This window comes from Alsobacter sp., from assembly GCF_059501845.1.
Window position 1 is genome coordinate 43,348 of record NZ_JCACDK010000021.1, and the last position, 20,850, is coordinate 64,197.

Annotated in this window: 25 protein-coding genes; 4 read left to right on the forward strand and 21 right to left on the reverse strand. The window is 67.7% G+C overall.

All coding sequences use genetic code 11. From position 1 onward, the window contains the following. Nucleotides 1-15: 15 nt before the first annotated feature. From AC5JCN_RS25690 to argH, 10 genes are all read right to left on the reverse strand, one after another. On the reverse strand, nt 16-960 hold the full coding sequence (locus AC5JCN_RS25690) for an electron transfer flavoprotein subunit alpha/FixB family protein (RefSeq protein WP_495757991.1): 945 nt from the start codon (nt 958-960) through the stop codon (nt 16-18). Beyond that, complete coding sequence (locus AC5JCN_RS25695) at nt 960-1,709, reverse strand: electron transfer flavoprotein subunit beta/FixA family protein (RefSeq protein WP_495757992.1); 750 nt, start codon at nt 1,707-1,709, stop codon at nt 960-962. Before AC5JCN_RS25695 ends, AC5JCN_RS25690 begins: the two co-directional genes overlap by 1 nt. Before the next feature lie 254 nt (nt 1,710-1,963). Further along, a complete protein-coding gene (locus AC5JCN_RS25700) occupies nt 1,964-2,653 on the reverse strand; it encodes a rhomboid family intramembrane serine protease (protein ID WP_495757993.1) in 690 nt (229 codons plus the stop codon). Nucleotides 2,654-2,667: 14 nt separating this feature from the next. Continuing rightward, a complete protein-coding gene (locus AC5JCN_RS25705; protein ID WP_495757994.1) occupies nt 2,668-3,246 on the reverse strand; it encodes a cob(I)yrinic acid a,c-diamide adenosyltransferase in 579 nt (192 codons plus the stop codon). Between the two features lie 117 nt (nt 3,247-3,363). Beyond that, complete coding sequence (locus tag AC5JCN_RS25710; protein ID WP_495757995.1) at nt 3,364-3,978, reverse strand: acyloxyacyl hydrolase; 615 nt, start codon at nt 3,976-3,978, stop codon at nt 3,364-3,366. A gap of 132 nt (nt 3,979-4,110) precedes the next feature. Further along, on the reverse strand, nt 4,111-4,281 hold the full coding sequence (locus AC5JCN_RS25715; protein ID WP_495758130.1) for a twin transmembrane helix small protein: 171 nt from the start codon (nt 4,279-4,281) through the stop codon (nt 4,111-4,113). A gap of 78 nt (nt 4,282-4,359) precedes the next feature. After that, the gene (locus AC5JCN_RS25720; protein WP_495757996.1) at nt 4,360-7,104 is read right to left on the reverse strand and encodes a TIGR02302 family protein; all 2,745 of its coding nucleotides are present in this window, start codon (nt 7,102-7,104) and stop codon (nt 4,360-4,362) included. 81 nt (nt 7,105-7,185) lie between these two features. Beyond that, complete coding sequence (lysA, locus tag AC5JCN_RS25725; RefSeq protein ID WP_495757997.1) at nt 7,186-8,475, reverse strand: diaminopimelate decarboxylase; 1,290 nt, start codon at nt 8,473-8,475, stop codon at nt 7,186-7,188. A gap of 8 nt (nt 8,476-8,483) precedes the next feature. Continuing rightward, nucleotides 8,484-8,798 carry an LPS translocon maturation chaperone LptM gene (gene lptM, locus AC5JCN_RS25730; RefSeq protein ID WP_495757998.1) on the reverse strand — a complete coding sequence of 105 codons (315 nt, stop codon included), beginning with the start codon at nt 8,796-8,798 and terminating at the stop codon, nt 8,484-8,486. Nucleotides 8,799-8,860: 62 nt separating this feature from the next. Then, nucleotides 8,861-10,267 (reverse strand): argininosuccinate lyase, encoded by a 1,407-nt coding sequence (gene argH / locus AC5JCN_RS25735; protein WP_495757999.1) that lies wholly within the window; start codon nt 10,265-10,267, stop codon nt 8,861-8,863. Between the two features lie 45 nt (nt 10,268-10,312). On the opposite strand from argH, the gene tlpA reads away from it, so the two are divergent. After that, nucleotides 10,313-10,978 carry a thiol:disulfide interchange protein TlpA gene (gene tlpA / locus AC5JCN_RS25740; RefSeq protein ID WP_495758000.1) on the forward strand — a complete coding sequence of 222 codons (666 nt, stop codon included), beginning with the start codon at nt 10,313-10,315 and terminating at the stop codon, nt 10,976-10,978. Between the two features lie 9 nt (nt 10,979-10,987). Here tlpA and AC5JCN_RS25745 read toward each other — a convergent pair whose 3' ends face one another. From AC5JCN_RS25745 to purL, 5 genes are all read right to left on the reverse strand, one after another. After that, a complete protein-coding gene (locus AC5JCN_RS25745) occupies nt 10,988-11,257 on the reverse strand; it encodes a type II toxin-antitoxin system RelE family toxin (RefSeq protein WP_495758001.1) in 270 nt (89 codons plus the stop codon). After that, nucleotides 11,241-11,495: a type II toxin-antitoxin system RelB family antitoxin gene (gene relB / locus AC5JCN_RS25750; protein ID WP_495758002.1), complete on the reverse strand. Its 255-nt coding sequence runs from the start codon at nt 11,493-11,495 to the stop codon at nt 11,241-11,243. The genes AC5JCN_RS25745 and relB overlap by 17 nt, the downstream gene beginning before the upstream one ends. Before the next feature lie 101 nt (nt 11,496-11,596). Continuing rightward, nucleotides 11,597-11,935: a Grx4 family monothiol glutaredoxin gene (grxD, locus tag AC5JCN_RS25755; protein WP_495758003.1), complete on the reverse strand. Its 339-nt coding sequence runs from the start codon at nt 11,933-11,935 to the stop codon at nt 11,597-11,599. 62 nt (nt 11,936-11,997) lie between these two features. Further along, a complete protein-coding gene (locus AC5JCN_RS25760) occupies nt 11,998-12,234 on the reverse strand; it encodes a BolA family protein (RefSeq protein WP_495758004.1) in 237 nt (78 codons plus the stop codon). A gap of 12 nt (nt 12,235-12,246) precedes the next feature. Further along, nucleotides 12,247-14,499, reverse strand: a complete 2,253-nt coding sequence (gene purL, locus AC5JCN_RS25765; RefSeq protein ID WP_495758005.1) for a phosphoribosylformylglycinamidine synthase subunit PurL — start codon at nt 14,497-14,499, stop codon at nt 12,247-12,249. A 258-nt stretch (nt 14,500-14,757) separates the two neighbouring features. Between purL and AC5JCN_RS25770 the strand changes: the two genes are divergently transcribed. Then, entirely contained in the window at nt 14,758-15,954 is a 1,197-nt protein-coding gene (locus AC5JCN_RS25770; protein ID WP_495758006.1) for a vWA domain-containing protein, read from the forward strand. A gap of 88 nt (nt 15,955-16,042) precedes the next feature. On the opposite strand, the gene purQ is transcribed toward AC5JCN_RS25770, so the two are convergent. The 4 genes from purQ to purC form a co-directional block, all read right to left on the reverse strand. Next, complete coding sequence (purQ, locus tag AC5JCN_RS25775; RefSeq protein WP_495758007.1) at nt 16,043-16,744, reverse strand: phosphoribosylformylglycinamidine synthase subunit PurQ; 702 nt, start codon at nt 16,742-16,744, stop codon at nt 16,043-16,045. Nucleotides 16,745-16,792: 48 nt separating this feature from the next. Next, nucleotides 16,793-17,032, reverse strand: a complete 240-nt coding sequence (purS, locus tag AC5JCN_RS25780; RefSeq protein WP_495758008.1) for a phosphoribosylformylglycinamidine synthase subunit PurS — start codon at nt 17,030-17,032, stop codon at nt 16,793-16,795. A gap of 33 nt (nt 17,033-17,065) precedes the next feature. Further along, nucleotides 17,066-17,290 (reverse strand): hypothetical protein, encoded by a 225-nt coding sequence (locus AC5JCN_RS25785; protein WP_495758009.1) that lies wholly within the window; start codon nt 17,288-17,290, stop codon nt 17,066-17,068. A gap of 129 nt (nt 17,291-17,419) precedes the next feature. Beyond that, entirely contained in the window at nt 17,420-18,214 is a 795-nt protein-coding gene (gene purC / locus AC5JCN_RS25790; RefSeq protein ID WP_495758010.1) for a phosphoribosylaminoimidazolesuccinocarboxamide synthase, read from the reverse strand. 323 nt (nt 18,215-18,537) lie between these two features. On the opposite strand from purC, the gene AC5JCN_RS25795 reads away from it, so the two are divergent. Then, entirely contained in the window at nt 18,538-18,861 is a 324-nt protein-coding gene (locus tag AC5JCN_RS25795) for a DUF1476 domain-containing protein (RefSeq protein ID WP_495758011.1), read from the forward strand. 107 nt (nt 18,862-18,968) lie between these two features. Continuing rightward, complete coding sequence (locus AC5JCN_RS25800; protein ID WP_495758012.1) at nt 18,969-19,754, forward strand: HpcH/HpaI aldolase family protein; 786 nt, start codon at nt 18,969-18,971, stop codon at nt 19,752-19,754. 22 nt (nt 19,755-19,776) lie between these two features. Here AC5JCN_RS25800 and AC5JCN_RS25805 read toward each other — a convergent pair whose 3' ends face one another. Both AC5JCN_RS25805 and AC5JCN_RS25810 read right to left on the reverse strand, forming a co-directional pair. Next, the gene (locus AC5JCN_RS25805) at nt 19,777-20,142 is read right to left on the reverse strand and encodes a hypothetical protein (RefSeq protein WP_495758013.1); all 366 of its coding nucleotides are present in this window, start codon (nt 20,140-20,142) and stop codon (nt 19,777-19,779) included. Nucleotides 20,143-20,213: 71 nt separating this feature from the next. Further along, nucleotides 20,214-20,849 carry a response regulator gene (locus AC5JCN_RS25810; RefSeq protein WP_495758014.1) on the reverse strand — a complete coding sequence of 212 codons (636 nt, stop codon included), beginning with the start codon at nt 20,847-20,849 and terminating at the stop codon, nt 20,214-20,216. Nucleotide 20,850 lies beyond the last annotated feature (1 nt).

Consider the following 20,850-nt stretch of genomic DNA (forward strand, 5'->3'; position numbering starts at 1 on the left):
CCCGGAGCGCCGATGCTACTGCCCGTGCTTGGCGAGCTCTTTCTCGAGCTCGGGCAGCACGGTGAAGAGGTCGCCGACGAGGCCGTAGTCGGCGACCTGGAAAATCGGCGCCTCCTCGTCCTTGTTGATGGCGACGATGACCTTGGAATCCTTCATGCCTGCGAGATGCTGAATGGCGCCTGAAATGCCGACGGCGATGTAGAGATCCGGTGCCACGACCTTGCCGGTCTGGCCTACCTGCCAGTCGTTCGGAGCGTAGCCCGCATCCACCGCAGCGCGGGAAGCGCCCATGGCAGCACCCAGCCGGTTGGCGATGGGCTCGATGTAGGTCTTGAAGTTCTCGGAGTTCTGCATCGCCCGGCCGCCGGAGATGATGATCTTGGCCGAGGTCAGCTCCGGCCGGTCCGACTTCGTCACCGCCTCGCCCTTGAAGGTCGACACGGCCGGATCGGCAGCCGCCGGCACGGCTTCCACCGCGGCCGAGCCGCCATCGCCCGCCGCCGCAAAGGACGCGGTGCGCACCGTGATCACCTTCTTCGCGTCGTTCGACTTCACCGTCTGGATCGCGTTGCCGGCATAGATCGGCCGCTCGAAGGTGTCGGGGCCGATCACCTTGGTGATGTCGGACACCTGCATCACGTCGAGAAGCGCCGCGACGCGCGGCATAACGTTCTTGCCGGTCGAGGTCGAGGGCGCGACGATCGCGTCGTAGGAGCCGGCAAGGCTCACGATGAGGGCCGCGAGCGGCTCGGCCAGCGCATGCTCGTAGGCAGGCGCATCGGCCAGAAGCACCTTGTCGACGCCGGCGAGCTTGGCGGCCGCCTCAGCGGCTCCCTGGGCGCCGGAACCGGCAACCAGCACGTGCAGCGGCCCGCCGAGAGCGACGGCGGCGGTGAGGGCCTTGGCGGTCGCGTCCTTGACGGTCGCGTTGTCGTGTTCCGCGAGGAGCAGGGTTGCCATCAGATCACTCCCGCTTCGTTCTTCAGCTTGCCGACGAGTTCTTCGACCGAGGTCACCTTGGCACCGGCCTTGCGGCCCGGGGGCTCCGTCGTCTTGACCACGGTGAGCCGCGGCGCCGGATCGACGCCGTAGTCGCCAGGCGTCTTCTCGTCGATCGGCTTCTTCTTCGCCTTCATGATGTTGGGCAGCGAGGCATAGCGCGGCTCGTTCAGGCGCAGGTCCGTCGTGACGATCGCCGGCAGCTTCACCTCGACGGTCTGCAGCCCGCCATCGACCTCGCGCGTGATCTCGGCCGAGCCGTCGCCGATGACGACCTTGGAGGCGAAGGTCGCCTGCGGCCAGCCCAGCAGTGCCGCCAGCATCTGGCCGGTCTGGTTGGCGTCGTCATCGATGGCCTGCTTGCCGAGGATGACGAGCCCGGGGCCTTCCGCCTCGACCACACCCTTCAGGATCTTGGCCACGGCCAGGGGCTCGACGATGCCGTCATGCTTCACCAGCACGCCGCGGTCGGCGCCCATGGCGAGCGCGGTGCGGATGGTCTCGGCCGCCTGGGCCGGTCCGATCGACACCGCAATGATCTCGGTAGCCTTTCCGGCCTCCTTGAGCCGGATCGCCTCCTCGACGGCGATCTCGTCGAAGGGGTTCATCGACATCTTGACGTTGGCGAGCTCCACGCCCGATCCGTCCGGCTTGACCCGGATCTTGACGTTGTAGTCGACGACCCGCTTCACGGGCACAAGGATCTTCATCGCTTCTCCTCCAGACCCGTACGGGGCAGCCCGCGCGGGACCCTCGTCCGGGCAGGCCGATGAGCCCCCGCTGGCGGGGCGCCCGGCGGCGACACTCGTCCCTTCGGACGGCAGCCTCTTGCGCAAACGCGACGCGGCCCTGCTCCGGGCGCGACTGTCAGCCTCGGCGGGGACCGTAATCAGGGGCTGGAAGGCTTGTCAACGCGCCGAAACGGCCTATCAGGCCCGCATCCGGGCGCATGACGCGGGACAACTCAGGCCGTGACCCCAGGCACCGGCTCCACCTTCCGCCGCAGGAGGAAGACGAGCGCCAGCCCGGTCACGAAACCACCGACATGCGCCCACCACGCGGTCTCGACCTCGTCGCGGACCACGACGTGCCAAACCTGCACCGCAACCCACAGTCCAAGCACCCAGTACGCCGAGACCTTCAAGGGCACCAGACCGAACAGAAGGCCGAACACCCGCGCCTTCGGATGCAGCACGAGATAGGCCGCGATGACGCCAGCCACGGCACCCGACGCGCCGATCAGCGGCTGCTCCGACAGCGGGTTCATGACGGCATGGGCGAGAGCACCGGCCGCCCCGCAGAGGAGATAGAACACGAGAAAGCGGAGATGCCCCATCGCGTCCTCGACATTGTCGCCGAAGACCTGAAGGAACAGCATGTTGCCGATGAGGTGCATCCAGCCCGCATGCAGGAACACGCTGGTAACGACGGTCGCTGGGCCCGGAATCCAGGCGAGTTCGGGCGGCAGCACGGCGTGATGAAAGAGAACGGCGGGGATGGACCCGCCGACCAGCGCGGCGAGATCGACACCGCCAGGGGTCAGGCCGCTCCACGTTGCCAGGAAGACCAGCGTCGTGACGACGATGATCGCCCGGTTGACATGAGCCGCCTTGAGATAGCGGAGCGGGGCGATGTCGTAGAGGGGAAGGAACATCGCCCGGCGCGCCGTCAGCGGTTCTTGCCCGGCACCCAGAGAACGTCGCCCTCGCCCCTCGCATTGGCATGCCGCGAGGCGACGAAGAGGAAATCGGAGAGCCTGTTGACGTAGCGCAGCGCCGGCCCACCGACGCTTTCGCCGTCGTGCGACGCCAGCTCGACCATCAGGCGCTCGGCGCGCCGGCTGACGGTGCGGGCCAGATGGAGCGCAGCCGCCGCCGCGCTGCCGCCGGGCAGGACGAAAGAGCGCAGCGGCTGCAGCCCCTCGTTGAGCACGTCGATCTCGCGCTCGAGACGCTCCACCTGCGACTCGAGAATGCGCAGGGGCTCGTGCTTCATCTTGCGCCCACCCTCGGGCGTGCAGAGGTCGGCACCGAGGTCGAAGAGGTCGTTCTGGATGCGCGCCAGCATGCCGTCGAGTTCAGGATCCGCCGCCGTGTGCAGCCGGGCGAGCCCGATCGTGGCGTTCGTCTCGTCGACCGTGCCATAGGCCTCGACCCGCAGGTCGAACTTCGGCCGGCGCTCGCCGGTGCCAAGAGCCGTCGTGCCGTCGTCTCCGGTGCGGGTATAGATGCGGTTCAGCGCGACCATTTGGGCCCCCGTTTCGAGCCCTCCAGATACAGCTGGAACACGGGAAGCGGAAGACGCCGCATGTGTCGCAGGAGCCTGCCGCTCAGATCGGCCGGCGGGCTCCCGCCAACGCTCGACTCAGAAGGTGTAGCCCACCCGGACGCCGGCGTTGGTCAGGCCGCGATTGTTGTCGCAAAGGCCGGCGTTGGAATAGTGCTCCACCGTGGCCATGACGCTCCAGTTGGGGAGGAAGCGCCAGCCGAGCGAGGCCGATTCGCGGAACAGGGCACGGCAGCCGAGCGCGTTCATGTCGGAACCGGCCTTCGGGTCGAGTTCGCCATTGTGGATCGCACCGCCGAAGGTGGCCTCGACGAACACCGCCGGCGTGATGTCGTACGTCCAGGCAAGCCCGGCATAGGCCGTGCTGGTGTAGCCGTTGAAATCGATGGTGCCACCGACGTTGAAGCGAGGCACCAGCCAGTCCCACGCGGGATCAGCGGTGTGCAGGGGCTTCACGGTCAGGAGTTCGAGGTTAAGGTCGGCGACCCCGTCCTTCTCCGGGCTCCAGGGATCATGGGCCATGACCCCGGCGCGCACTTCGCTGAGGAAGCCCAGGGCCGGAACACTGCCGACCACGGGTGCGGGAGGTGGAGGTGGAGGCGCTTGCGTCCGGGCAGGCAAGTCCGCCGCGTCCGCTCCCGTCGCGAACGCGAGGAAGCACGTTCCGACCAAAATGCCGTGCGTCAGGCGCATGATCTCTTCACGTATCTCGAAGCCTCGAATCGAGAGTGGATGATCCGTGAGCTTGGCACAACGGACGTTTCCGGGGCCGCACGCCGGTTTTGGAAGCAATGGCAATTCGGCAACACAAGAAACGGCCAAGCTTCACCTGGTCTTTGCCCAGATCGCGGCCATGATGATGACGATGGCGAGGAACTGAAGGCCAACGCGCCATCGCATGAGACGCTGGGACAGGTTGGGATCTCCGCCGCGGAACATGTTCACGAAGCCGGCGAGCAGCACGAGCGCGACGGCGCCGATGGCAAAGGGCACCATCGCATTGAGGACAGCGGGCACAGTGGGCTCCATTGACGGGCGAGACAGTGGTGCCTCGCCCAGGGATCAATCTGACGTTCAATTGGCACGCAGCAGGCGCTGGAGATAGTCGAGTTCCTCCTGCGAGCGGGAGGGGTCGCCGAGGCGGCGGCGCAACTCTTCCGTCACCTCGCGCGCGCGCTGCTCCAGCGTGCCGCCCTTCCCCGCCCGGCGCAGCTTGGAACGGTCGCCCATCTCGTTGCTGGGCGTCGGCCGGCCGAGGGGGTCGTCGTTGCGCTGGCCGTTCTGCGCCCGGCGGTTTCCAGGCTGGCCCGGGCCACCGTCCTCGCCGGCCTGCTCGTTACCCTCGCCCTGCTGCTGCATCTGCTGCGCCATGCCCTGGGCGCCGCGGCGCAGACCCTCCAGTGCCCTGCCCTGCGCATCGACCGCGGAGCCGTCGTCGCCCTGGCCTAGAGACCCTTCCGCCTCGCGCATGGCCTGCTCGGCATCGTCGAGGCCCTGCTCGCCGCTCATCCCGAGCTCTTTCATCTTGCGCTTGAGCTGCTCCAGCTGTTCGCGCAGGGCCTGCTGGTTCTGGCCGAGGCCGTCCATGCCTTCGCCCTGCTGGTCGCCCTGGCCCTGCTCGCCTTGCTCGCCCTGTTCTCCCTGCTCGCCCTGTTCGCCTTGCTGGCCCTGCTGCCCCTGCTGGCCGCGCTGGCCCCGCTGGCGCTGACCTTGCTGCCCTTGCTGCCCCTGCTGTCCGCGCTGGGCCTGGCGCTTCTGCTGGCCCTCGCGGAAGGTCTTGTCACGAAGCTCCTGCTGCTCGCGCGTCATCTTGTCGAGGTCGTCGAGTGCCTGCTCCATCTGCTGCTGGCCGGGATCGCGCTGTCCGGGCTTCGCGGTCCTCAGGTTCTCCAGCATGTTGCGCAGCTCGTCGAGAAGCTTCTGGGCCTGCTCCATGTCGCCGCGACGCGCCATCTCCTGCATGCGGTCGAGCATGGAGTTGAGGTCCTTCGGCGTGATGGTGCGCGCGTTGCGGTCGTTCTGGCTCTGCTGCTGGTTGGGGTTGTCCCGCTGCTCCTTCATCATCCGCTCGGCGAACTCGCGCAGGAACTTGTCCATCGCCTGGCGCAGCTCTTCGGTCAGCTTGCGGATTTCCTCGTCGGTGGCGCCCTTCTCCATGGCGTCCTTGAGACGCTCCTGCGCCTGGCGCAGTGCCTTCTCGGCCTCGGAGAGGTCACCGTCCTCGATCTGCAGGGCCATTTCCCACAACAGGTCCGCCACCGCCAGGAGCTCCGGATCGGTCTTGGCGGACTTCAGCTGGCCCGTGGCCGTGCGCAGCCCGAGATAGACCGAAGGTTCCGGGGTGAAGCGGGCGGGCTCGATCATCAGCGCCTGCAAGGCCGTCATCACCCGGCCACGGTCACCGGGATCGAGGATGAGGTCACGCCTCTGCTCCACCAGGGCCTTGGCGAGCGGCTTCGTGAAGGGCCGCTGTGGCAGCGTGACCGGCGTGGCGTTGCTCAGGCCTTCCTGCCCGGCATCGTCGCGTGCGGCGAGCTGCATCTGAACGCGAGCGCCCGCCCAGGGATGGGCGGACAGGTCGGCCGTGGTCCGGCCTTCCCCCTCGCGGTTGCCGCCGGCCGGCGGCGACAGGGCCACTGTCGGCGGGGCGACCAGGGGTGGGCGGGACGCCGCGATCGGCTTGCCGTTGCGCATTGGCGTCGTGAAGCGCGCCTCGGCGCTGGCCACGCCGTAATCGTCACGCATGGCGTAGGTGAGCGTCATCGTGCCGCGGCTGTTGGCTTCCGGCGGATCGAGGATCTCGATGATCGGCGGCCGGTCCGGGATCGACGCGATGGTCACCGACCCGATCGTCTCCCCGTTGCGCCGCACGACGAGCGCGCCGTCTCCGGTCACGGTCCAGCGGCCTTCGGCACCACTGGCAGGGCCGGTCTGCAGTGCAGCCTTCGATGCGGCTGGCGCACCGCCTGCGCCGGATACGGGAGCGCCGGCCTTTGTCTCCTGTTCCTCCGGCTTGACGACCTGCAGTGCCCCCTCGGGGGCAAAGGCCAGTCCCTCCGCGGACGATGCGCGCACCACCAGGGTTGACCCGGCGGGAACGCGCACCTGCGCGGTGGCGGCCTCGCCCCCGTCCCTGGCGCGGAGATCGAGGATGGTCGGCGGCACCTGTGTATAGGCGGGGGGATCGATCCACCCGTCGAGGCGGAAGGCCATCGCCTCGCCCCGGGCGCCGGACCAGTCGAACGCGGCCATCAGGCGGGCATCCCGCTGCGGCCCCGCGACAAACCAGGCCGCGACGGCGACGAGCACCGCAGCGAAGCGCAACGCCCATGGATCGCGCTCGGCCACGCGCGGGCGCGGCGGCAGCACCTTGAGCCGCGCGGCCTGCTCGAGAACACGCGCCCGGTGCATCTCCCAGAGCTGTCGCGTTCCGGGATCGTCGGAATTGTTGGCGAGATCGTCGTCGAGGGAGCGCGCCGGCCTGTGCGCGACGCCCGAGTCGCGGTCGATGCGATCAAGCCGCGCGCGCCACACCGGCAAAGGTGTCCGCATAGCCCAGCCGAGCACCGCAACCAGCGAAAGTCCGAACAGGATGACACCCGCGATGCGGGCAATGCCGGGGACGCTCGTCCACAGGCCCAGCCACGACGCGGCCAGGAACACCGCGACGACCACCATACCCGCGGCCAGCCGGGGCCAGAGCTGTTCCCAAAACAGCACAAGGCCCGCCTTGCGCCCAAGGATCTCGATGCGCGCCGCCGCACGGCTCGCCCGCTCGGAGTAGGCGGCCGGTGCGGGGCCCGGCGCGTCGTCGCTCATCGCGTCATCCTTCCTGGCCCCCGCGAAAAGGTAGCACGGGCTGTTGCCGTGGCCACCCCCCGCGGGCAACGCATCAGGATGTCAACGGGTCGCAGGCAGGTCCAGCGAGAGCCAAGACGGCAGGCGGTCCAGACCGAGCAGGTCTTCATACGACGGCCGGGGCCGCACGACGGCCCATGCCGCGCCGGTGACCAGGACCTCGGGAACGAGCAGGCGGGAGTTGTATGTCCCGGACTGCGTCGCGCCGTAGGCGCCAGCCGACATGACGGCGAGCAGGTCGCCCTCGGCCGGGACGGTCATCTCCCTTTCCAGGCCGAGGTAGTCGCCGGTCTCGCACACGGGCCCGACCACGTCCGCCGTGAAGCGCTTCGCCCCCTGTTGGGGCAGGAGGACGGGACGGATATCGTGGTGCGCCTCGTAGAGGGTGGGGCGGATGAGGTCGTTCATCCCCGCGTCGACGATCACGAAATTCCGCCCGTTGCCATACTTCACGTATTCGACCCGGGTGACGAGGATGCCGGCATTGCCGACGATCAGCCGGCCGGGCTCGAAGATCAGGGTGCAGCCGAGGTCGCGCGTCGCCCGCTTGACGATCTCGGCGTAGCGGTCGGGATGGGGCGGCGGCTCGTTGTCGTCGCGATACGGGATCCCGAGGCCGCCGCCGAGGTCGACATGCTCGATCGCATGGCCGTCCGCGCGGAGCGTTCGTACGAAGTCGGAGAGGAGGGTGAAGGCGTCGTCGAACGGCTGCAGTTCGGTGATCTGGCTGCCGATGTGCATGTCGACGCCGTCGACCTTGATGCCGGGGAGCAGCGCCGCCTTGGCGTAGACCTCGCGGGCATGCGAGATCGGCACGCCGAACTTGTTCTCCGACTTGCCTGTCGAGATCTTGCGATGCGTCTTCGCATCGACGTCGGGATTGACGCGCAGAGCGATGCGGGCGGTTAGCCCGCGGCCCGCGGCCACCGCCGAGAGCCTCTCGAGTTCCGGCTCGGATTCGACGTTGAAGCACAGGATGTTCTCGTCGAGCCCGAGAGCCATCTCCTCGCGTGTCTTGGCCACGCCCGAGAAGGTGATGCGCTGCCCCGGTACCCCGGCCGAGCGGGCGCGGCGGAGTTCGCCTCCCGAGACGACGTCCATGCCGGCGCCCAGCCGCGCCAGGGTCCGCAGCACGGCCTGGTTGGAGTTCGCCTTCATGGCGTAGCAGACAAGCGATGGCGCATCCGCGAAGGCACCGGCGAAGACGCGGTAATGCCGCTCCAGCGTCGCCGTGGAGTAGCAGTAGAAAGGCGTGCCGACCTCTTCCGCAATCAAGCGGAGGTCGACGCCCTCCGCATGCAGGACGCCATCCCTGTAGTCGAAGTGGTGCATGGCGCAGCCTAGAGAATCGGGTCGAGGAAGAAGGGGCGCTTGGGGGCCACGATCGGTTGGTTCCGCTTCGAGCCGCCCGGCGACACCGACGGCAGCAGCTGTCCGCTGCCGCTCCCGGCCCCGCCGGCGCCGTCGGAGGACTCGGCCCCGTCATCCTGCATCTGGTCGCTTTTCATCGGATCGCTGCTGGCCTTTCCAGCGGCGGCGGGGGGCGGTTCCAGAGGCCCCTTGCGGCCGCAGGCAGTGACCCCCAAGGCGATGGCGCCGCACAGCAGGGCGACCCGCCACATCGCAGGTGGGACAGAAATGGATCGGCTGCGCACGGGGTGGCTCTCCGGAAGGCGGCGCATCATAGCGCAGGGATCGGGACGCGAAAGCGCCGGCATCAGCGCACCGCCCCCCGCTTGCCGTCCCGCGCAAGCCGCGCAAGCCAGCGCTTCGCCTGCTTCCGGACGTTGGCCGGCGCGGTCCCGCCATAGCTGGTGCGGCTGCGGACCGAACGCTCGACGCCGAGCACCGCGAAGACATCCTCCGTGATTCGCGGCTCGACGCCCTGCATCTCCGCCAGGTCCAGCTTCTCGAGACCGACATTGCGGGCAGAAGCGAGGGCCACGATGCGCCCAGTAACGTGGTGCGCCTCGCGGAACGGCATCTTCAGCGTGCGCACGAGCCAGTCCGCAAGGTCGGTCGCGGTGGCATAGCCAACGCCCGCCGCCCTGCGCATCACCTTCGGCTCGGGCTCCATGTCGCGGACCATGCCCGCCGTCGCCGCGAGGCACAGCGAAAGCGACCGAAGAGCGTCGAACGTACCTTCCTTGTCCTCCTGCATGTCCTTGGCGTAGCTCAGCGGCAGGCCCTTGATGACGGTGAGCAGGCCGACGAGCGCACCGAGAATGCGCCCCACCTTGCCGCGAACCAGCTCCGCCGCGTCCGGATTGCGCTTCTGCGGCATGATGGACGAGCCGGTGGTGAAGCGATCGGAGAGCCGGATGAAACCGAACTGCGGTGTCGTCCAGATCACGATTTCCTCGGCGAACCGCGACAGGTGAACGGCGCAGATCGCCGCCGCCGAGAGTGACTCCAGTGCAAAGTCGCGGTCGGACACGCTGTCGAGTGAGTTGGCCGTCGGCCGGTCGAATCCGAGCGCGCGCGCAGTCGCTTCGCGATCGATTGGGAACGAGGTGCCGGCCAACGCAGCGGCGCCCAGCGGCGACTCGTTCATGCGGACGCGTGCGTCGCGGAAACGCCCACGGTCGCGCGAGAGCATCTCGACATAGGCCAGCAGATGATGCCCGAAAGTGACGGGCTGGGCCGACTGGAGATGCGTGAAGCCCGGCATGACAGTGCCTGCATGAGCCAAGGCCTTCTCGGCCAGCGCCTGCTGCAGGTCGGCCAGCTGCGCGTCGAGCTCGTCGACGGTGTCGCGCACCCAAAGCCGCATGTCGGTCGCGACCTGGTCGTTGCGCGAACGGGCCGTATGCAGGCGCCCGGCTGCCGGGCCGACGATCTGCGCCAGCCGCGACTCGACGTTCATATGGATGTCTTCGAGGGACCGCGAGAAATTGAACGTCCCGGCCTCGATTTCCTGCTCGACCGCCGCTAGACCCTGCGTGATCGCGGCGGCATCGGCGTCGGTGACAATGCCCTGGAGGGCCAGCATGGCCACATGGGCACGGGAGCCGGCGATGTCCTGTCTCCACAGGGTCTTGTCGAACGCGATGGAGGCATTGATTTCCTCCATGATGGCGTCGGGGCCGCTGGCGAAGCGGCCGCCCCACATCGTGTTGCTCATGCCCCGAGACGACTCCTCGAACCCCGACCGGCAGCAAAGACGTCCATGACAGAGAGCCAGAACGCCAACCCCGCACCCGCGCCGAAGCGCAGCCGCCTCGCCGGCGGGATCGCCGTTGTCGCGGTCCTCGTCGCCGTGGGATCGGCGGTCCTATACGGGACGAAGGGGGGATCCGGCAATGCCGGCCACGCCTGCGCCGCCGCGCAGGCCCGCGCCGACGCCATGCGGCCGCTTGCGCATGGCGAGGTCGCTGCCGTTCAGGTGGCCAAGACGCCCGCTCCCCTGCCCGACCTCGCCTTCACGGCGCCCGACGGCAAGCCGGCGACGCTCTCGTCGCTGCGCGGCAAGACGCTGCTGGTCAACCTCTGGGCCACCTGGTGCGTGCCATGCCGCAAGGAGATGCCGGCGCTGGACGCCTTGCAGGCCAAGGCCGGTGGACAGGAATTCCAGGTGGTCGCCATCAACATCGACACGCGCAACCCCGACAAGCCGCGCGCCTTCCTCGACGAGATCGGCGTCAAGAACCTCGCCTATTATGCCGACCCGGCTGCCAAGACGTTCCAGGAGCTCAAGGCGGCCGGCAAGGCTTTCGGCATGCCGACGACGCTGCTCGTGGATCCGAACGGCTGCGAGCTGGCCACCTTGGCCGGCCCGGCCGAATGGGCGAGCGACGATGCGCTGAAACTCGTGGCGGCTGCGAAGGGCGGATAGGACGGCGCGTCAGCGGTCGTAGATGCTGCTTCGGTGCGCTGCGGAGACAACGAGGACTGTGAACTCGCCCGATCTCAAGCGGCACACAATGCGGTAGTCACCGACACGAAGCCGAAAGTGACCTGCCCACTCACCGGCCATCCATCGCCCCAGCTTGGCCGGGTCCTGGGAGGGAACAACCCTATCTCGCAGGTAGGACAGAATTCTATTTCTGGTTGAAGGCGGAAGGCTGTTTATCTGTTTGCGGGCTCGAGGGGATATCTCAACCTTCCAGCCCATTTTCTTTTAGAACATCTTCGAGCGAGTAGGTCTTAAACCCGTCCTTCTCCCACTCTTTGTAGGCCTGCTCGAGTTCGATGGAGTCCTCGAGATCCTCCAGGTAGGTCAGCAGAGCCTCTTCCGCGAGTTCGTCGCGGGTCTTGCCGATCTTCGCGGCAACCTCGTCGAGGACGGCTATCACCTCGGCGCGCAGAGCAATGGCGCCGTAGGGGACGGGTTTTCGCTGGGGCTTCGACATTGCTTGACTCCGGATCCCGACACTACACCTGTACTCGCAAAGCAGAAAGGCCGCCCGGAGGCGGCCATTTCATTCGTGCGGCGGCGTGCGCAGGGTCGCCGTCAGGCCTTCGCGGGCTGCTTCACCGGCACGCCGTTCGAAGCCATATGGTCCTGCAGTTCGCCGGACTGGAACATCTCGCGGACGATGTCGCAACCGCCCACGAACTCGCCCTTCACGTAGAGCTGCGGGATCGTCGGCCAGTTGGAGAATTCCTTGATGCCCTGGCGAATCTCGTCGTTCTCGAGAACGTTCACGCCCTTGTAGGGCACGCCGAGGTAGTCGAGGATCTGGATCACCTGACCGGAGAAGCCGCACATCGGGAATTGCGGGGTGCCCTTCATGAACAGCACCACGTCGTTGCCGGTGACCTCGTTGCGGATCGCGTCCTGAATGCTCATCGTTGCTCGTCCTTCTCCGTGCGCGGTCAAGGCGCGCCGTGATTGCCCCGCAGGGGCTCTCCTCAAGAATCGGGTGTCGCGGTCGTCAGCGCAAGTGCGTGCAACACCCCACCCATGTTTCCCTTCAGGGCAGCATACACCATCTGGTGCTGCTGCACGCGGGTCCTGCCCTTGAAAGCCGACGAGACCACCTTGGCCGCGTAGTGGTCCCCGTCGCCGGCCAGGTCCCGGATCTCGACGCTGGCGTCGGGCAGCGCTTCCTTGATCAGGCGCTCGATCTCGCGCGCATCCATGGGCATGGCCGTGTCTCCTCAGGGCGCGACGATGGCATCGGGTCCGGCCATGTAGCCGGGTAGCCAGCCCTCATGGGCCGAGCGCAGTTCCGCGATGGTTATGGGGTCTTCTCCCGGCAGCTTCAACGCGTCACCGCCGGTAACGCCCAGATGCCATGTCGGCACACCTGCCTCCGCCGCCTCTTTTTGAAGGGCGGCGACGCCGGCATAGGGCAGCGCCACGATGTAGCGGGCCTGGTCCTCGCCGAAGAGGAAGGCATGGCTCGGCACGTCCCCTGCGATGCCGCGATGTGCGCCGGGCACGTCCATGCCGTCCAGAGCAATGCCGACACCGCCGGCCATCGCCATCTCGGCCAGCGCGACGGCGATGCCGCCATCCGACACGTCATGGACCGTCTTCAGCCGGCCGGCGCGGATGAGGCCGCGCACAAAATCGCCGTTGCGGCGCTCGACGGCGAGATCGACCGGCGGCGGGGCCCCCTCCTCCCGGCTGGCCACGTCCTTCAGGTATTGCGACTGGCCCATCCAACCCGACGTCGCGCCGATGACGAGCACCGCTTCGCCCTCGACCTTGAAGCCGATCGAGGCATGAACGGTCACGTCGTCGAGAAGGCCCACGCCGCCGATGGTCGGCGTCGGCAGGATGCCGCGACCGTTGGTCTCGTTGTAGAGCGACACGTTGCCGGACACGACGGGGAAGTCCAGGGCCCGGCACGCCTCGCCGATACCACGGATGCAGCCGACGAACTGCCCCATCGCCTCCGGGCGCTCGGGGTTGCCGAAATTCAGATTGTCCGTGATCGCCAGGGGCAGGCCGCCGACAGCGGTGATGTTGCGCCAGGCCTCCGCCACCGCCTGCTTGCCTCCTTCCACGGGATCCGCCTCGCAATAGCGCGGCGTCACGTCGCTGGTGAGGGCAAGGCCCTTCGGCCCGTCCAGCACGCGCACGATCGCGGCGTCGCCTCCCGGAGACTGGACCGTGTTGCCGAGGATCAGATGGTCGTACTGCTCCCAGACCCACCGCTTGGAGCAGAGATCGGGGCTGCCGATCAGCCTGAGGAGCGCCTCGCGATGCCCGACGGGCGGGTCGATGGCGCCCGGTGCAATCACCGGCTGGTGAGTGTTGGCGAGATGCGGGCGATCGTAGAGGGGCGCCTCGTCGCCGAGTTCCTTGATCGGCAAGTCCGCCATCACCTGCCCATGGTGCTTCACGACGAAGCGGAGCGTATCCGTCGTCTTGCCGATGACGGCGAAGTCGAGACCCCACTTGCGGAAGATCGCCTCGGCCTGCGCCTCCTTCTCGGGATCGAGCACCATGAGCATGCGCTCCTGGCTCTCCGACAGCATCATCTCGTAGGCGGTCATGCCGGGCTCGCGGCAGGGCACCTTGTCGAGATCGAGCTCGACGCCGAGGTCGCCCTTGGCCCCCATCTCCACCGCGGAGCAGGTGAGGCCGGCAGCACCCATGTCCTGGATCGCGATGACCGAGCCTGTCTTCATCAGCTCGAGGCAGGCCTCGAGGAGCAGCTTCTCGGCGAAGGGATCACCCACCTGCACGGTCGGGCGCTTCTCCTGCGAGGCATCATCGAATTCGGCCGATGCCATGGTGGCGCCGTGGATCCCGTCCCGGCCCGTCTTGGAGCCGAGATAGACGATCGGGTTTCCGACGCCCGCCGCCGCCGCGTAGAAGATCTCGTCGGCCTTGGCGATCCCCACCGCCATGGCATTGACGAGGATGTTGCCGTCGTAGCGCGTGTGGAAGCCGGTCTGGCCGCCCACCGTGGGAACGCCGAACGAGTTTCCATAGCCGCCGATGCCCGCCACCACGCCGGCCACGAGGTGGCGCGTGCGGGGATGGGAGGGATCGCCGAAACGGAGCGCGTTGAGGCATGCGATGGGCCGGGCGCCCATGGTGAACACGTCGCGCAGGATGCCGCCGACGCCTGTCGTCGCGCCCTGGTAGGGCTCGATGAAGCTGGGATGGTTGTGGCTTTCCATCTTGAAGACGCAGGCGAGCCCGTCGCCGATGTCGATGACGCCGGCGTTCTCGCCGGGACCCTGGATCACCCAGGGCGCCTTTGTCGGCAGCGTGCGCAGGTGCAGGCGGGAGGATTTGTACGAGCAGTGCTCGTTCCACATCGCCGAAAAGATGCCGAGCTCCGTGATGCTCGGCTCGCGCCCGATCAAATCGAGGATGCGCTGGTACTCGTCCGGCTTCAGGCCGTGCTGGGCCACGAGTTCGGGGGTGATCGCGATGGCGTTGGGGATCACGCCGGTCTCCGTCGGTCGTTGGCTCGTAACTCGGGGGAGCGCCTGCCCGCCCTGCGCCAGCCGCGCTTCGCACACTGCAGGAGCGTGCGCAAGGGTGGCTGCCGTCCCTCGTCCCGCCGCGGCACAGGGAATTGGACCTCGTCCCGCGCTGAGACACGATTCACCTTGAATGCTCGCGTTTCAGTATCTTCAACCCTTAGTTGTAGTTGGCCTCGTATTTGAAACATGTCCTGCGTCCACACGCGGCGAGGCCCGGGCATGACCACTTTGACACGTTTCTTCAGCGACAAGCGCGGCTCCTTTTCGGTGCTCGTCAGCCTGCTCATCATCCCCCTGATCGTCTTTGCGGGCGGGGCCATCGATTACAGCCGGCTGGTGAGCGTGCGCTCCAAGCTGCAGTCTGCGTCGGACGCCACGGCTTTGGCACTGGCGAAGGAGGCGGCAAACCTCACCCAGGCGGAGCTCGAGGCCAAGGGCGCCATCATCTTCGACGCCCTCCTCGGCGGGCAGGGCGACGGCATGGGCTTCTCCAGAACCGGCCTTTCGGTCGTGAAGGGAAACAAGACGGTCACGATCTCGGTCGCAGGCGCCGTGCCCGCGACCCTGATGAAGCTCGTCGGCGTGCCCAGCATGGACGTGAAGGCCGGCAGCGCGTCGGCCTGGGGTACCCGCAAGATCGAGGTCGCGCTCGTCCTCGACAACACTGGCTCCATGGCCTCCGCCAGCAAGCTCGTCGAGCTGAAGAAGGCCGCCAAGAACCTCATCACCACGCTGCAGGGCGTCGCCAAGGAGCCGGGCGCCGTCAAGATCGGTATCGTGCCCTTCACCACGCAGGTTCGCCTCGACACGTCCAACAAGAATGCCAGCTGGCTCGACTTCGCCACCTACGGCGTCAACAAGAACACCTGGAATGGCTGCGTCACCGACCGCGACCAGCCGAGCGACGTGACGGACACCGGCGCGGCTCTCTTCCCGGCCGTCAATTGCGCCGCGGGCACGCTGGCCACGATCCGGCCGCTCAGCGAGGACTATGACGCGTTGCGCACGGCTATCGACGGCATGGTGGCGGGCGGCAACACCAACGTCACCATCGGCCTCTCCTGGGGTCTGGCGGCGTTGAGCGCGGCCGATCCGCTGACCGGCGGTGCTGCCTACGGCACTGACGGCGTCGAAAAGTTCATGATCATGCTGACGGACGGCGACAACACGCAGAACCGCTGGACCACCAACCAGACGCAGATCGACACCCGGACGACCGCCGCGTGCAACGAGATCAAGCTGCCGGCCAAGAACATCCGGCTCTATACGATCCGCGTCATCAACGGCAACCAGACGCTGCTGCGCAACTGCGCGACAAACACGGGCATGTACTACGACGTGACCAGCGCCTCGCAGCTCACCAGCGTCTTCCAGAAGATCGCCGACGAGATCGCGGCCATCCGCCTGACCTCGTAAGCCGAACACGCAATCCTCGCCGGATAGCGAGAGAGCGGGCCCCGTCAGGCCCGCTCTCTTCTTTTCTCAGCCCTGGCAATGTCGTGCGTCAGGCGACGACGAGGCCCTTTGTCGCGAGGCTCTCGAAGAGGCCACGCCCGTCCGTGCCGCCGACGAGGTCCTCCACGAGGTTCTCCGGATGGGGCATCATGCCCAGCACGTTGAACCGCTCGGAATAGATCCCGGCGATGGCGTTGACGGATCCGTTCGGGTCTCCGGCACCACCGGTCTCGCCCTGTGCATCGCAATACCGGAATGCGACACGGCCCTCGCCTTCAATCCGGGCGACGGTCTCGGCATCGGCCACATAGTTGCCCTCGCCATGGGCGATGGCGACCTTGATGACCTGCCCTTCCCTGTAGCGGTGCGTGAAGGCCGTATCGTCGCGGCAGACTTTCAGATGCTGCATGCGGCAGACAAAGCGCAGGCCGGCATTGCGCATCAGCACGCCGGGCAACAGCCCGCTCTCCACCAGGATCTGGAAGCCATTGCAGATGCCGAGGACGAGGCCGCCCCGCGCGGCATGCGCGCGCACTGCTTCCATGACGCGGGCACGCCCGGCGATGGCCCCGCAGCGCAGGTAGTCGCCATAGCTGAAGCCGCCGGGCAGGATCACCAGATCGGTCCCGGCCGGCAGCTCCGTGTCCGCATGCCAAACGAGGTCGGGCTCGTGGCCGGAGGTCTCGCGCACGGCGCGCGCCGCGTCGCGCTCGCGGTTGGAGCCGGGGAAGACGACGATGGCTGTCTTCATGTCAGTCCTTCCGGGATGTCAGGCGCCAGCTGGCGGGGCCGCGCCGCGTCACTCGAGGTGGACGGAGTAATTCTCGATCACCGTATTGGCGAGCAGCTTCTCGCAGGCCGCCTTCAACACGCCGTCCGCCGCGTCGCGGTCGACGCCGTCGAGCTCGATGTCGAAGATCTTGCCCTGGCGGACCGAGCCGACGCCCTCGATGCCGAGCGAGCGCAGCGCTCCCTCGATGGCCTTGCCCTGCGGGTCGAGCACGCCGGTCTTCAGGGTGACGGTGACGCGGGCCTTCATCGTTTCTGTCCTCGCTGCCGGGCTGCGGCCGCGTCAGACGAGGCCAGTATCGCGATAGAGGCTCGCGAGGGGCATGGCAACCCCGAGGTCAGCCAGTTCCACCACCGCCGAGGGATCGGTGAGCCGATCCTCCCCGAAATCGCGCTCGCGGCTGAACACAGTCACGTCGAGCCGCTTCGGCGAGATCAGGACGTAGTGGCGGAGCGAGGGAAGCGCGGCATAGACTTGCCGCTTCCACTTGCGGCCGCGTCCCGCCATCCCCCGGCGACAGCAGTACATTGGGACTACAGCGCTCTCGCTAGGGTATGCGCGTTCGTTCCGGGCGGGCGGGCCATGGCCGGCCTACCCGTCTGGCGCGGCGAGCCCTTGCGAGGGCCCGCCCGTCTCTCACTGAACCAGCTTCGGCCCCGGCGCGCCGATACGCTCGTTCTCGGTGATGATACCGAGCCGGCGGGCCACCTCGGTATAGGCCTCCACGAGGCCGCCGAGGTCGCGGCGGAAACGGTCCTTGTCCAGCTTGTCGTTGGACTTGATGTCCCACAGCCGGCACGAATCGGGGCTGATCTCGTCGGCGACGACGATGCGCATCATGTCGCCTTCCCACAGCCGGCCGCACTCCATCTTGAAGTCGACAAGGCGGATGCCGACACCGAGGAAGAGGCCGGACAGGAAGTCGTTGACACGTATGGCGAGCGCCATGATGTCGTCGATCTCCTGCGGCGTCGCCCAGCCGAACGCCGTGATGTGCTCTTCCGACACCATCGGGTCGTTGAGCGCGTCGTTCTTGTAGTAGAACTCGATGATCGAGCGGGGCAGCTGCGTGCCCTCCTCGATGCCGAGCCGCGTCGCCAGCGAGCCGGCGGCGACGTTGCGCACCACCACCTCGAGCGGGATGATCTCGACCTCCCGGATGAGCTGCTCGCGCATGTTCAGCCGGCGGATGAAATGCGTCGGCACCCCGATGTCGTTGAGGTGCTGGAAGATGTACTCCGAGATCCGGTTGTTCAGGACGCCCTTGCCGTCGATCACTTCATGCTTCTTGGCATTGAAGGCCGTGGCGTCGTCCTTGAAGTGCTGGATGAGCGTGCCAGGCTCCGGACCCTCGTAGAGGACCTTGGCCTTGCCCTCGTATATCCGGCGGCGGCGGTTCATCGGCGTGTACCGTGTCTTGAGGAAATCCATGAAACGGCCGTGGCTCCGCTGGGAGAACGTCCGCGGCTCACTGCGGGCGATGCGTGGGTTTCGGGTCCGACCCGGCTTCCGACCGCGCTGGCAACCTAGCCGATCGGTGCTGCGAGTACAACGACGCCTCCCGTAGAACGCCCGCGACCCGGGGCCGTCGCTCGGCCCGGGCGGTATATGCGGACCCCCGCCCCGTATTGCAAGCGCAACATGATGGTGAGGTCCCACCCCATCCGCTCGGCCACCGGCAGGGGCCCCCATGGAAGTCGGCGAAAGGCCCACCTATATCGGTGCCGGAGCACCGCCACAGGGAGAGACACACGATGACGACCTTCGACAAGCGCGAAGAAGGCTTCGAGCGCAAGTTCGCGCATGACGAGGAGACCCGCTTCAAGGCGATGGCCCGGCGCAACAAGCTGCTCGGCCTGTGGGCGGCGGAAAAGCTCGGCAAGACCGGCCAGGACGCGCAGGACTACGCCAAGGCCGTCGTGCTCTCGGACTTCGAGGAGGCCGGGGACGAGGACGTCTTCCGCAAGGTCAAGGGAGACTTCGACGCCGCCGGCGTGCCGATCAGCGAGAGCCAGATCCGCGGCACCATGGACGAACTGCTCGGCAGGGCGGTCCAGGAGCTCAAGACGGCCGGTTGACGACAGGCGGGCCTGCGCGGTGCGGGATGCACATCCCGCCCCGCTTGTCCTAGTGTGACCGGCAGCGGCGCCTGATTCCGCAGCGCCGTCGCGCCAGGGAGCCCGCCATGTCGTCAATGCCCGCCTATTCCGCCCTTTCGAAGAAGCTCGGGGGCGGCTCCGGCCTGTTTACCGGCTGGGTGGGACTGCCCGATCCCCTGCTTGCCGGGCTTGCGGCGCGCGAGGACCTCGACGCCGTCACCATGGACATGCAGCACGGCATGGTGGATCTCGCCGCCGCAGTGCAGGGCATCGGCCAGATCCTGCTGGCCGGCAAGCCGGCCCTGGCGCGGATCCCCGTCGGCGAGTTCCAGACGGCCTCGCGGCTGCTCGACGCCGGCGCATCCGGCATCATCGCCCCGATGGTCAACTCGGTCGAGGATGCCAAGATGCTCGTCGAGTTCACCAAGTTTCCGCCTATCGGCGCACGCAGCTGGGGACCGCACCTCGCGCTCGGCTATTCCGGCCTCGTTCCGGGCGACTATCTCAGCCAGGCGAACGGGCTGGTGCGCGCCATCGCCATGGTCGAGACGCGCGAGAGCCTGGCGGCGCTCGACGACATTCTGGCCGTCGAGGGGATCGATGGTGTCTTCGTGGGACCGTCCGACCTCTGCATCGCACTGTCCAACGGCCAGCTCGTCAATGCCGACCACCCCGACGTCGACAAGGCGCTCGACCACGTCGTGGCCCGCTGCCGCGCGCACGGAAAGGCCGCCTGCTCCTTCGCCATGACCGCCGAGCGCGCCCGCGACATGCGCCGCAAGGGCTTCGACCTGACCGCGCTGGGGAACGACGTGATCCAGCTGCGCGCCGGCATCCGCAGCATGCTTGCCGTGGCGAGGAAGGACGACTGAGCGGCGTCTTCCACGGCCGCGATCATTCCGCGTCGAAGCGGATCCGCTTGCGGCCGTAGAGCCAGGCATCGAGAGACCATGCCCCGGGGCCGAGCAGCATCAGGCTGAGGCTGCCGCCTGCCAGTATCACCCAGGACGAGACGGAGAGCCCGCGGCCGGCGACGAAAAGGGCGAGGACCAGCATGGGGCACACGACGGGCGTGGCGAGACCCGCGGCCACGCACGCCAGCAGCACCAGGGCAGGCAAGCCGGCCGCTGCCTCCGACAGCCCGGCGGAGCCGAACCGGTCGGCGAGCCCTGCGAGGCAGGCGAAGCCGATCGTGAGCCGGAGAAGAAGCAGTCCGAGCCCTGGCCAGGAGCCGGGAAACGTCGAAAACAGGCGTTGCACGCGTCACCTCGCCCGCGAGGCTAGCGCTTCTGCAGGCGTCCCACACACCCCGAAAGAGGGGGTGTGCCGGGTCAGGAGGGGTCGCGTGGCGAGATCAGCCCGCGGGCGATTCCGAGCGACACGGCATGCGTACGGTCACGCGCGCCGAGCTTGCCCAGGATGTTCTTGACGTGACCCTTCACGGTCTCGCCGGAGAGGCCGAGGCGCAGGGCGACGCTCTTGTTCGAGTTTCCGGCCGCGACGAGGTCGAGTACCTGCAGCTCGCGCCCGGTCAGATCCTCGGCCCCGAGGGTGCTGGCCATCGCGGATGCGACGTCGGGCGAGACGCGGATCTGCCCGCGATGGACAGCGCGGATGGTATCGGTGAGGTCCTTCCGCACCGCGCTCTTCAGCAGATAGGCCTGGGCCCCGGCCTTCAGCGCGCGCCGGGCAAGCGCTTCGCCCGCATAGGTCGTCAGCACGACGATGCGCGCGCCGGGCGCCTCGGCGCGGATGGCTTCCAGCGCGTCCAGTCCCCCCGTCCGCGGCATCTGCAGGTCCATCAGCGTCACGTGGGGGCGCAGGGCGCGATGCATCGCGACGGCCTGCTCGCCGTCCGCCGCCTCGCCGACGAGGTCGAGATCCGGCTCCTGCGACAGCAGGGCCGCGATCCCGTCGCGCATGAGCGGGTGGTCGTCCACCACCAGCACGGTTATCGGCGCTGCCATG